11 protein-coding genes are annotated in these 11,924 nt (G+C 64.0%); 7 read left to right on the top strand and 4 right to left on the bottom strand.

All coding sequences use genetic code 11. From position 1 onward, the window contains the following. Positions 1-70: 70 nt before the first annotated feature. Genes KHO30_RS14795 through KHO30_RS14785 form a run of 3 tightly spaced genes read left to right on the top strand, consistent with a single transcriptional unit; the run spans position 71 to position 5,390 of the window. Positions 71-658 carry a DUF2760 domain-containing protein gene (locus KHO30_RS14795; protein ID WP_211701396.1) on the top strand — a complete coding sequence of 196 codons (588 nt, stop codon included), beginning with the start codon at positions 71-73 and terminating at the stop codon, positions 656-658. Continuing rightward, the gene (locus KHO30_RS14790; RefSeq protein WP_211701395.1) at positions 655-2,505 is read left to right on the top strand and encodes an Hsp70 family protein; all 1,851 of its coding nucleotides are present in this window, start codon (positions 655-657) and stop codon (positions 2,503-2,505) included. Before KHO30_RS14795 ends, KHO30_RS14790 begins: the two co-directional genes overlap by 4 nt. Next, entirely contained in the window at positions 2,502-5,390 is a 2,889-nt protein-coding gene (locus KHO30_RS14785; RefSeq protein WP_211701394.1) for an Hsp70 family protein, read from the top strand. The genes KHO30_RS14790 and KHO30_RS14785 overlap by 4 nt, the downstream gene beginning before the upstream one ends. A gap of 14 nt (positions 5,391-5,404) precedes the next feature. On the opposite strand, the gene KHO30_RS14780 is transcribed toward KHO30_RS14785, so the two are convergent. Then, entirely contained in the window at positions 5,405-6,436 is a 1,032-nt protein-coding gene (locus KHO30_RS14780; protein WP_244864033.1) for a sensor domain-containing diguanylate cyclase, read from the bottom strand. Positions 6,437-6,618: 182 nt separating this feature from the next. Further along, positions 6,619-7,416, bottom strand: coding sequence for a phosphodiesterase (locus tag KHO30_RS14775; RefSeq protein WP_211701393.1), 798 nt, complete (start codon positions 7,414-7,416; stop codon positions 6,619-6,621). Positions 7,417-7,674: 258 nt separating this feature from the next. Here KHO30_RS14775 and KHO30_RS14770 point away from each other — a divergent pair, with 258 nt between their 5' ends. The 3 genes from KHO30_RS14770 to KHO30_RS14760 all read left to right on the top strand — a co-directional run bounded on the left by KHO30_RS14770 (position 7,675) and on the right by KHO30_RS14760 (position 8,717). Then, the gene (locus KHO30_RS14770; RefSeq protein ID WP_200651665.1) at positions 7,675-7,929 is read left to right on the top strand and encodes a type II toxin-antitoxin system HicA family toxin; all 255 of its coding nucleotides are present in this window, start codon (positions 7,675-7,677) and stop codon (positions 7,927-7,929) included. After that, entirely contained in the window at positions 7,926-8,258 is a 333-nt protein-coding gene (locus tag KHO30_RS14765) for a type II toxin-antitoxin system HicB family antitoxin (protein WP_200622173.1), read from the top strand. Before KHO30_RS14770 ends, KHO30_RS14765 begins: the two co-directional genes overlap by 4 nt. A 150-nt stretch (positions 8,259-8,408) precedes the next feature. After that, positions 8,409-8,717 carry a hypothetical protein gene (locus KHO30_RS14760; protein ID WP_211701392.1) on the top strand — a complete coding sequence of 103 codons (309 nt, stop codon included), beginning with the start codon at positions 8,409-8,411 and terminating at the stop codon, positions 8,715-8,717. A 49-nt stretch (positions 8,718-8,766) separates the two neighbouring features. On the opposite strand, the gene phnX is transcribed toward KHO30_RS14760, so the two are convergent. Both phnX and KHO30_RS14750 read right to left on the bottom strand, forming a co-directional pair. Further along, positions 8,767-9,570, bottom strand: a complete 804-nt coding sequence (gene phnX, locus KHO30_RS14755; protein WP_054041481.1) for a phosphonoacetaldehyde hydrolase — start codon at positions 9,568-9,570, stop codon at positions 8,767-8,769. Between the two features lie 62 nt (positions 9,571-9,632). After that, positions 9,633-10,808, bottom strand: coding sequence for a 2-aminoethylphosphonate--pyruvate transaminase (locus tag KHO30_RS14750; protein WP_425312908.1), 1,176 nt, complete (start codon positions 10,806-10,808; stop codon positions 9,633-9,635). Positions 10,809-10,980: 172 nt separating this feature from the next. Here KHO30_RS14750 and KHO30_RS14745 point away from each other — a divergent pair, with 172 nt between their 5' ends. Next, complete coding sequence (locus KHO30_RS14745) at positions 10,981-11,862, top strand: LysR substrate-binding domain-containing protein (RefSeq protein ID WP_211701390.1); 882 nt, start codon at positions 10,981-10,983, stop codon at positions 11,860-11,862. Positions 11,863-11,924 lie beyond the last annotated feature (62 nt).

Genomic DNA, 11,924 nt, shown 5'->3' with positions numbered 1-11,924 from the left:
CACGTCGGGCTCGTCGGGTGCGGCGCAGCCAGGACAGCTCGTCCTTTAACAGAGCCCCTCAGGAGCATTCATGACCGATTCGAACCCGTCTTTCCTCGGCAGGATTTCACTTGCCGTCAGTACATTTTTCAGCATCCTCGGCGATGGTGAATTCGCCGCCGGCGTGCTGCGTCTGCGTAACAGCGGCGCCGCTGCGGCGAGCGCAGCACCCGCACCCACGCCCGCTCCCGCCGCGGCACCGGCCCCCGCCCCGCAACCGGCCCCCACGCTGAAAGAAGCAAGCCCGGACGCCGCACTCCAACTGCTCGGTCTGCTGCAACGCGACGCGCGCTTCATCGATTTCGTCGAAGAAGACATCAAGACCTATAGCGACGCCGACATCGGCGCCGCCGCCCGCCTCGTGCACGACGGCTGCCGCACGACGCTGCGCGAGCATTTCACGATCCGTCCGGTGCGCGACGAAGCCGAAGGCAGTCGCGTGACGCTGGCCGAAGGTTTCGACGCCACCTCGATTCGCCTGACCGGCAACGTGGTCGGCAAGGCGCCGTTCAACGGCAGCATCAGCCACCGCGGCTGGCGTGTCGACGAAGTGCGTCTGCCGAAGCTGACCGACAGCCACAACGCCAAGGTGATCGCACCGGCCGAGGTGGAGCTATGAGCGACGCACGCTTCTCAATCGGTATCGACCTGGGCACCACGCACTGCGCGCTGTCCTACGTGGACACCACGGCGAGCGATGGTGAAAAGACCACTCAAGGCGTGCTGCCGGTCGCGCAACTCACGGGCCCAGGCGCGATCGACAACCTCGATCTGCTGCCCTCGTTCCTCTACCTGCCGCATCCGGACGAACTCGCCTCGGGCGATCTGTACCTGCCGTGGACCGGCCAGCGCGAATTCGCGGTCGGCGAGTTCGCTCGCAGCCGCGGCGCGGCCACGCCGATCCGGCTCGTGTCGAGCGCCAAGAGCTGGTTGTGCCATCCGGGCGTCGATCGTCGTGCGGCGATTCTGCCGAACGACGCGCCGCCGGAAGTCGCGCGCGTGTCGCCGCTCGAAAGCTCGGTGCGCTATCTGACGCACCTGCGCGAAGCGTGGGACCACGCGCATCCGGACGCGCCGTTCAGCCAGCAGGACATTACGGTGACGATTCCCGCGTCGTTCGATCCGGCAGCACGCGAGTTGACCGCCGAAGCAGCGGAAGCCGCCGGCTACGGACGCATGACACTGCTCGAAGAACCGCAAGCCGCGCTGTATAGCTGGATTCAGAAGAGCGGCGGCCAGTGGCGCAAGCAGGTCAAGGTCGGCGACATCATTCTCGTGGTTGACGTGGGCGGCGGCACGACTGACCTCTCGCTGATCGCGGTGATCGAGCGCGAAGGCAATCTCGAACTGCATCGCGTCGCGGTCGGCGAACACATTCTGCTCGGCGGCGACAACATGGACCTGGCGCTTGCCCACGTGGTCGCGCGCAAACTTGCGGCGCAGGGTACTCAGGCCGACGCGTGGCAACTGCGCGCCCTCACCTATGCCTGCCGCTCGGCGAAGGAAACGCTGCTCAGCGACCCGTTGACCGATACCGTGCCGCTCGTCGTGCCGAGCCGCGGTTCGAGGTTGATCGGTGGTTCGATCCGCACCGAACTCACGCGTGCGGAGTTGACCCAGACGATTCTCGAAGGCTTCTTCCCGCAGGTGGATAGCGCTGCGCGTCCGGTAAGCCGCGCGCGTGCCGGTCTGACGCAACTCGGTCTGCCCTATGCGCAGGACGCGGGCATCACGCGGCATCTGGCGGCCTTCCTTGGCAGGCAGGTGGGCGCGCTGGCCGAACTCGAAGGCTTGCGCGATATCGCCACGACGGAAGGCGCGACGTTCCTGCACCCCACTGCCGTGCTCTTCAACGGCGGTGTGTTCAAGTCGCCGCTGCTGGTCGAGCGGATCATGGGCACGCTCAACGGCTGGCTCGGTGCCGAAGGTGCGCCGCAAGCACGCCTGCTCGAAGGCGCGGATCTCGATCTCGCCGTCGCGCGCGGCGCGGCTTATTACGGTTATGTGCGACGCGGCCAGGGCGTGCGTATTCGTGGCGGCACCGCACGCGCGTACTACATCGCGATCGAATCGGCGATGCCCGCCGTCCCCGGTCTCGAGCCGCCGGTGCAGGCGCTGTGCGTCGCGCCGTTTGGCATGGAGGAAGGCACGGACGCCGAATTGCCGGCGCAGGAGTTCGGGCTGGTCGTCGGCGAGCCGGTGCACTTCCGCTTCTTCGGCTCGTCGGTGCGTCGCCAGGATCAGGTCGGCACGCTGCTCGACTTCTGGGGTCCCGAGGAGTTGCAGGAACTGGAGGAAATCCAGGCAACGCTGCCGTCCGCCGGCCGCACCGCTGGTGAAGTCGTGCCAGTGAAACTGCATGCGCGCGTGACGGAAGCCGGCACGCTCGAACTCGAAGCCGTGCCGCGCGGCACCGACGAACGCTGGAAGGTCGAGTTCGACGTGCGCGGCAACGCCAATGCATGACTGAAGTGAAGCAGAAGCGCTACAGCGTCGGCATCGATCTCGGCACCAGCAACACGGTGCTGGCGTATGCCGCGGTGGGCTCGCAGGAAATTCGCGTCTTCGAGATCGATCAACTGGTGAGTCTCGGCGAAGTCGCGGCGCGGCCGCTGCTGCCTTCGGTGCGGTATCACGCGGCGCCGGGCGAGCTGAGTGCGGGCGATCTGCAGTTGCCGTGGCGCGCGCCTGACAACGCGGTCGATCGTGCTGGCGAAAGTCAGCAGTATCCACCCGTAGTAATCGGCAGGCTCGCGCGTGCACTCGGTGGCCAGGTGCCAGGACGGCTGGTGGCGAGTGCGAAAAGCTGGCTGTCGCACGCGTCCGTGGACCGGGTCGCGCCGATCCTGCCGTGGGGCGCCGCGGACGATGTCCGCAAGGTCTCACCGGTCGAAGCCAGCGCGAGCTATCTGGCACACGTGCGGGCGGCCTGGAATCAACGCTTTCCCGACGCGCCGCTCGAAGCGCAAGACGTTGTGCTGACGGTGCCCGCTTCTTTCGACGAAGGCGCGCGAGCGCTGACGGTGGAAGCAGCGCGCATGGCGGGTTTACCGACATTAAGGCTGCTCGAAGAACCGCAGGCCGCGTTCTACGACTGGCTGTTTCATCATCGCGACAGCCTTGCGACCGAACTGTCGGACACGCGACTCGTCCTGATCTGCGACGTCGGCGGCGGCACCACCGACCTCACGCTGATCGAAGTCCGCATGCGTGACGGCGAGCCGGAGCTCACGCGTATCGGCGTGGGCAACCATCTGATGCTCGGCGGCGACAACATGGATCTCGCACTCGCGCATCGCGTCGAGGCACGTTTGCCTCAAGCGGGCAACGAGCGCACGCGTCTGTCGGCGGCGAGCCTCTCACAACTGGTCGAGCGTTGCCGCGGCGCGAAGGAACAACTGCTCGGTCCAGACGCGCCGGAGTCGGCTTCGATCACGCTGCTCGGCGCGGGCTCGAAGTTGATCGGAGGCGCACGCACGGTGCAGGTCACACGAGAGGAAGTCGAGCAGATCATCGTCGACGGCTTCTTTCCGGCGGTGGCATCGAACGAACGGCCCGGCAGGCCGCGCGGCGCGATCGTCGAGTTCGGCCTGCCCTATGCCACCGATGCCGCGGTCACGCGTCATATCGCGGCGTTTCTCAACCGCTTCGCGGCGCAGTCGCGTAAGGCGCTGGGTTCGGCTACTGATTCCTCCGCGCTTCCTTCCGATGCGGGTGAAGCTCAGGACGAGCCTTTGCCGGTGCCCGACACGCTGTTACTGAACGGCGGCGTATTCCGCGCTGAAGCGCTGGCGCAACGCCTGTCCAGCACTTTGGGCACGTGGCGCGGCGAAGCGCTCAACGTTCTGCACAACGACAATCCCGACGTCGCCGTGGCGCGCGGCGCGGTCGCTTATGCCCTCGCCCGCGCGGGCCAGGCGCCGAAAATCGGTGGCGGCTCGGCGCGCAGTTATTTCCTCGTGCTGGACGAAACGAGTGACGGCGCACGCAATGCCGAAGCGGCACAATGCGGCATCTGTCTGCTGCCGCGTGGCACCGAAGAGGGTCACGAGATCCGGATCGAAGACCGTACGTTCGCGCTGCGCCTCGGCCACCCTGTGCGTTTTCACCTTGCCTCTTCAAGCGCGGATACGATCTACCAACCTGGCGAGATGGCCGACCTTACGCAAGGCGATTTTGTTCGGCTGCCACCTATTGCGACGATCGTGCAACCGCGCGGCGCGAGCACGACGCGCGGCGAAACCGCCGTACAGATCGCAACGTCGCTGACCGAAGTCGGCACGCTAGAAGTGCACTGCATCGAGCTCGACAATCCGGTGCAGCGCTGGCTGCTCGAATTCCAGTTGCGCCGCGAAGATGCCCAGGTGAACCTGGCGGCGGATCCAGCACAAGCCCGGCACCCCGCGCTCGACCAGGCAATCGACCATATCGACCGCTGCTTCGGCACGCGCGCGCAAAAGGTCGACCCGAAAGAAATCAAACGCCTGCGCTCGCAACTCGAACAGCTGCTCGGCCCGCGCGATGGGTGGAACAGCGCGCTGCTGCGCGAACTGTTCGGCGCGCTGTGGGAACGCGCGCGACGCCGGCGGCGTTCGGCGGATCACGAACGCCTGTGGCTGAATCTCGCAGGCTATTGCGTGCGGCCTGGCTTCGGCTATCCGCTCGACGAATGGCGCGTGGAGCAACTCTGGTCGCTCTTCGACGACGGCATCCAGTACGTCAACGAAAGCCAGGTCTGGTCGGAATGGTGGACGCTATGGCGCCGCGCTGCGGGAGGCCTCGATGAAAGCGCGCAACTGCGCGTGCTCGACGCGATGGCCTATCTGCAAACGGCCGCGCAATCGCGTCACAAGTTGCCCTTCGACGTGTCGAAAACCGGCTTCACCGACATGGTCCGGCTGAGCGCGTCGCTCGAACGTATTCCGGTCGAACGCAAGATCGAGCTCGGCGAGTCCGTGCTCACGCGCTTGAAGAAGCCCGCGGAAAATCATCAGAGCTGGTGGGCGGTCGGCCGCATCGGTGCGCGGCGGCCGTTCTACGGCAGCGCGCATAGCGTCGTGCCGCCGGACGTCGCGGCGCTTTGGCTGAACACGATCCTCGCGCTCGACTGGAAGAAGGTCGACCCCGCAGCGTTCGCCGCCGTGCAGATCGCCCGCATGACCGGCGACCGCTCGCGCGACCTGCCGGAAGACGTGCGCCATGCCGTGGTGCGCAAACTCGAAGCGGCCAATGCGCCGCGCGCGTGGATCACGATGGTCGGCGAGACCGTGGAACTCGATGACGCCGACGAAGGCCGGGTGTTCGGCGAATCGCTGCCTGCGGGGTTGAAGCTGATAACGGCAGCGCTATAGCGAGGCGGCCTGTCCTAGGCCATCGTCACCAGATTCCTGCCTTCGTGTTTCGAGCGATACAGCGCCCGGTCCGCGCTCGCGAAGCCTTCGCGATGCGCCAGCCGCGAGCCCTCGGTCATACGCGTCAGCGAGGCGCCGACGCTTACCGTCACCATGCCGAACGGCGAGGCGCGATGCTCGATCGCCAGATCCTCGACGCCCTGCCGCAGCGCTTCGAGCGTGTCTTCGAGCGCCACTGGCTCCGCTCGCAGCACCAGCAGTCCGAACTCTTCGCCACCCATGCGGCCGGCAATGATGCGATCGCCGTCGGCCGCCGCCTGCATCACCGAAGCTACCTTGCGCAAACAATGGTCGCCCGCCTGGTGGCCGTAGGTGTCGTTGTACTGCTTGAACCAGTCGACGTCGACCACCACCGAGCCCATTACGTCGCCCTCGCGTGCGTCTTTCCATTTGCGCGCGATGCTTTCCAGCAGGAAGCGGCGGTTGTACAACTGGGTGAGCGGATCGATTGCGGTGGCCGTGCGCATTTTCAGATCGTTTTCGATCATCGCGCGCAGGTGGTAAAACACGCCACGTTGCGACGCATCGAGGCGGCCGGGCGCCGGGTCCATCGCGCAGAGCGCGCCGACGATCTCGCCGTTCGGCGCGCGCAGTGCAATCGCCGCGTAAAAGCGCACGAAGGGATGGCGTTGCACCAGCATGCATTCGCCGAAACGGGTGTCGTCGTGGGCATCCTCGATGACGAACAGGTCCGCGTCGCGCACTGCATAGTCGGCCAGCGAGCGCGCGCGGGTCACGAGCGGCATCGCCATGCCGATTTCGGCCCGGTAGTGCTGATGCTCCTCGTCGAGCAGCGTGATCGCGGTGATCGCCGCGCCGGTCACGCTCTTCAGAATTTCCGCCGCGTGCGTGAAGCACTCGCGCATCACCTGATCGTCGTGCAACAGCCACTCGATGACTGACGATTCCACCTCGGGTTCGCCAGCGGCGGACGGATCAACCAACATCCTGCTGGACAGACGGTCGTTACTGTAAGCGAGTTGCACGGCTGGTTCCCGGAAGTGACTAGCTCGTGTCAACGGCATCTGAATTCGAAACTTGAGCGGCGGGCAACGGGTTCATTCCACAGACGATTGCAACCCGTCCTCGCTTAATCCCGATCCTCTGCGCCGCGGCCGAAGCGACCCTCCTTGACGACCACGACCAACAGACGGTCCGCGCTACGCTTTCACGCAAACGGCAACGGCCCCTCGAACCGGCCGATATAGCTCAGATGCGAAACGGCCGGCTTGCCCTGCACCCAGCGATGCAGCATGAAAGCAGGCGGCTCGAGATACGACGCCGGTTGCGCATCGGCCTCCACACGCAAAGCAATCTGCGTCGTCGTGCTCGGACAGGTCAGCACCGGCACAGGGCCGAGCCTCGTCTGCATCGACCGATGCACATGTCCCGCGATCACACGATCGACGTGCGGGTGCGAAGCGATCATGGCGGCGAACGGTTCCGCATCGCGCAGTCCATAAAGATCGAGATACGGTATGCCGGTAATGAATGGTGGATGATGCATGGCGATCACGGCCGTGCGGTCCTGGCAAGCGTCCAGTTGCGCATCGAGCCACGCCAGATCGTCGCGGTTCAGTTCGCCGTGATGCTTGTCAGGCACAGAGGTATCCAGCGCGATCAAGCGCACCGTGCCGACGTCGCGTGTGAAATGCAGCGGACCGCTGCGAGGCAGCCATGGATGATCCGCGAACGCTTCGCGCAGATGATCACGGTTGTCGTGATTACCGGGCATTACGATGTAAGGAAGCGTCAGCGCGCCGAGCAGTTCGCGCACCATCGCGTATTCAGCGGGCCTGCCTTCGTCGACAAGATCGCCCGTAATGATGACTAGATCAGGCGCCGGTCTCACCTCGTTCAGCGCGGTAATCGCCTGCGCGAGCATGGCGTTCGAGTCAACCAGGTCCTGATACAACGAACCCTTCGGCCGGACGTGGATGTCGGAAATCTGCGCGATGCAGGTCATCGGATGGCGCTCCACGAACGGTGTGAATGGGGGATTGTTCTATTAGAACGAATCGAGCATATCTTCGGCAGGGACGCAGACAAAATAAATCTTCTGTGCGTGCTAACCACCTGCCCTGCTCTCACACAGCAGCGTAGACCCCGGCCATCGTCGTAAATCCTTCGAGGCGTTTGATCTGTATGCTCTGTTCACAAACGCTGAGGCCAACTGGTTCAGATAGCCACACCACAGTACCAATTTGTGGTACCATTTTCCCTCATGAAGCGAGCCCATTCCCGAACCCTTGAACTGATCTTCGCACGCCCCGTTTCGGCCAATGTGCGATGGTCCGACATCGAAGCGCTCTTCCTCGAGCTCGGCGCAAAGATCCCCGAGCGCGAGGGCTCCAGAATCGCTGTTGTGCTGTTCGGCCAAGTGCAGGTCTATCACCGCCCGCACCCGCGCCCCACCACCGACAAGGGCGCGGTCGCCAGCATCCGCAAATGGCTCGAATCGAACGGAGTCAAACCATGAACATCCTTACCATCGACAACCATCGCGCAGTCGTCACGTATGACCCCGACACTGATATGCTGCGCGGCGAATTCCTCGGCCTGAACGGCGGTGCTGACTTCTACGCCAGCGATATCCCCACTCTCAAGGCCGAGGGCTCCAGGTCCCTGGCGGCTTTCCTTGAGGTTTGCAAGGAGAACGGCATCGATCCGTTTCGCCACTTCTCCGGCCGCTTCAATGCACGCATCAACCCCGAGCTTCATGCGCGCGCGGTCGAAACTGCTGCGGCCGAAGGGATCAGTCTCAACCAGCTCATCGAGCGGGCTATCGAACACGAAGTCATGACATAACGTCCGCGCCGCGACCGTGCCTGACGTGAAGCAACAAGGTGCATGTACCGAACCGAGAGGCAAACGCAGAAGGTAAACGAAGCGCGGGCCATGAGTGCTACCAACACTCACGGCCCGCTGACCACAACCAACTCAAAAAGGGAGTTGACCATGGCTAACATCAATCTTAAACCACGCCGCACCCGCGCCGAACCACCAACGAACATTTCTGCAACACTTGAACGGGCACCTGCCACAGACAGCCCTCAGCAACAGGCGAGGCGCGTCGCCTTTCCGTGGATGCTCGTCACTGACGCGTTGCTCGAACGCATCGGCTTCCGCCCCGGGCAGCAGGTCATGCTCAGCGTCGACCACAGGTACGGCAAGATCACCATTTCTCTCGATCACGACTATACGATCGCAGGGAGGCCCATGACGCAGAAGCAGATCAGACAGCGCGGCGGCCTTCGTACCGACTAATACCTGCTCCAGATACAACAAACCCGGCTCTTGCCGGGTTTGTCGCTTTTTAAGGCCGCTCACCTCGCGCCAACCGCGCATCGATGTCACGCACCACCGGCATCAGATCCGCCACGCTATCGATCACATAATGCGCACCAGCGGCCTGCAACTTCTGAATCGCCACCTTGCGCCGCCATGCAAATTCATCCGGCGCCAGCGCCTTGACATCATCCTCGGCCATGCCGAAAGCATTGCCGCTCACGGCAACACCCACCGCCCACGTGCCGCCGTTGATCCCTTCCTCGATGCCAACTTCAGTGTCGTCGACCTTGATCGCATCCTTCGCGCGCCACACGCCGAGTTCCGGCAACGTCTTGTAGATCATGTACGGCGACGGACGCCCTTCCGGCGTGTCACCCGTACACACGATACTGTCCGGCGAAAAACCCTGAGCCGCCGCGCCCGGCACGATCTCGGCCATGATTTCGCGCGTATAGCCGGTGGTCGTACCGATCCTGATGTCGTCGCTGCGCAGCGCGCTCGCCACTTCCGCCACGCCCGGAATCACCGAACTGTAGCTCGCGGCCACCGCGATGTTCTTCGGCACGAAGACGTCGTACACGGCGTCGATGTCCGCTTCGCCCGGCTTGTGCCCATACTTGTCGGCCCATGCTTGCGACACACGCGGCAACGCCATCAGCGCCGCGATATGCGGGCGCTTGGCCATGCCCATCGGGCCGCGTGCTTCGTCGATCGTGATCGATACGCCGAACTGCTCGAACGTCTCGACAAAAGCGCCCATCGGGGCCAACGAACCATAATCGACCACCGTGCCGGCCCAGTCGAAAATCACTGCTTTTACGTGTTTCATTTACTTCGGTTCTCTGGAGGTTGTAAGGCTCGCGCGACGTGCCGCGCATTTGTATTCCGTACTCAAGCCGCTTCGGCCAGGGTCTTGCGCTCTTCGAGCGCGGCCGGCGGCGGCGCGGCATGCGCGACACCCATCGCTTGCAGCGACTGCTCGCAGGCTCGCACCACGCGGTGCATCACGCGCTCATCCACCTGGCCGATGCAGCCGATGCGGAAGCTGTCCACCACTGTCAGCTTGCCCGGATAGATGATGAAACCTTGCTTCTTCATCAATTCATAGAAGTGTTCGAACTTGAACGACGGATGCGCCGGCGCAAAAAACGTCACGATGATCGGCGAGCGCCAACGCGCGTTCAGCAGCGGCTCGAAGCCGAGTTCCTGCATGCCCGCGACCAGCACGTCGCGATTGTTCGAGTAGCGCGCGAGGCGTCCGGCCTGGCCGCCCTCGAGCTTGTGCAGACGCAGGGCTTCGATAAACGCTGCCACGGTGTGCGTCGGCGGCGTGAAGCGCCATTGGCCCGTGCGGTTCATCACATCCCACTGGTCGTACACGTCGAGCGAGAGCGAATGGCTGCGGCCCTTGGCCTCCTGCAACGCACTCTTGCGAGCGATCACAAACCCGAAGCCGGGCACGCCCTCGATGCATTTATTCGCCGACGAGACAAAGGCCTCGCACGGAATCTGACGCACATCGAGCGGCACCGCGCCGAATGCACTCATCGAATCGATCAGCAGCTTGCGGCCCTTCTTGGCGGTGGCAGCGGCGATTTCTTCGATCGGGTTGAGAATCCCGGAGCTCGTTTCACAATGCACCGCGACCACGTGCGTGATGCGCGGATCGGCGTCCAGCATGCTTTCGACTTCGGCGCCGCGCGGCGGCAGGTAGTCGCCCTTGTCGAGCATCGTGCAGGCACGCCCGAGATAACCGAGGGTGGTTGCGATGCGCTTGCCGTAGGCGCCGTTGGCCAGCACCAATGCATGGCCGTCGCGTGGAATCAGGCTGCCGAGCATGGCTTCGACGCAATAGCTGCCGCTGCCCTGAAGCGGCACGCAGTCGTACTCGCCGGCAGTGTCGCCGGCAATCTCCAGCAGGCTGCGACGCAGTTGGGCGGTCATTGCGCGGAAGTCGCCGTCCCACGAACCCCAGTCGCGCAGCATCGCTTCCTTGGTCGAGAACGCCGTGGTCAGCGGTCCCGGCGTCAACAGATACGGCTCGCCCTGGGCCGGCGCGGCGCACATCACGGTTGAAGGCAGTGCGGACACTGTCGGGGCGCTGTCGATGACGCTTTCCATGGTCGGAATCTCCGATATCGCTGTTGCGGTCATGACACGGTACAGAAAGGCTGTCCATCGGTAAAATCGATATAATCGATGCAGGTATCGCAAAAACTTATCTCTCGGCGAGGCAGACGTGCAATACGCGCAATTGCGGGCCTTTCATGCGGTCGCGGAATACGGCGGGTTTTCCAAAGCGGCGCAGGCGCTGTCGCTCACGCAGCCGGCGGTGTCGGATCACGTGAAGCGGCTCGAGCAGGATTACGGTGTCAAATTGTTCGAGCGCGGCCCGCGCGGGGTCGAAACCACCGAGCTCGGTCTGCGTCTTTTCACCGTGACGCGGCAGATGCTCAGTTGCGAGCGCGACGCGCGGCAACTGCTCGAATCCGCGGGTGGGCTCGAGTCCGGCTCGCTCTCGCTGGCGGCGGACGCGCCCGATCTGGCCGTCGCGCTGATCGGCGCGTTTCGCAAGCTTCATCCGGGGATCGTCGTAACGCTCTCGATCGCCAATGCCGCGGATTGCATGCAGCGCGTGTTGTCGAGCGCGGTCGACGCCGCCATTACCGCCGCTCCACAAGTGCATAGCCGGCTCGAGTCACGCGTGCTGCGACGCGATCCGCTGGTGGCCATGGTGCCGGCGAGCTATCCGGTCGCGAAGAAACGCAAGCTGAGTTACGCGGAACTGGTGCAACAGCCGATGATTTTTCGCGAGCGGCAATCAGTCACGCAGCAGTTGCTGGAAATCGAGTTGGTGCGCGAGTCGTTGCAGGTTGAACCGGTGATGTACGTGGATGGGCGCGAAGCGCTGGAGGAAGCGGTCGCGCAAGGCATGGGGGTGGGCGTGATCGCGCGCGCCGAATTCAAGGAGTCGCGGCGGATCAGGATGATTCCGCTTCAGGATTGCCAGGTGCAGATGATCGAATCGCTCACGCGGTTGGCTGAACGGCCGGGGTCGAATCTGCTGGACGCGTTGTTTGCGGTGGAGCTGACAAGCGCCGCTACTGTGACGGCTCAATAAAACAATAAGCCGCCGGGCAACGATTGCCCGGTGGCGTTTTCATCCAGTCCTGGCGCAGCGGG

Source organism: Paraburkholderia aspalathi, from assembly GCF_905220735.1.
Taxonomy (GTDB): domain Bacteria; phylum Pseudomonadota; class Gammaproteobacteria; order Burkholderiales; family Burkholderiaceae; genus Paraburkholderia; species Paraburkholderia aspalathi.
This window is presented reverse-complemented; position numbering and strand designations above follow the sequence as displayed.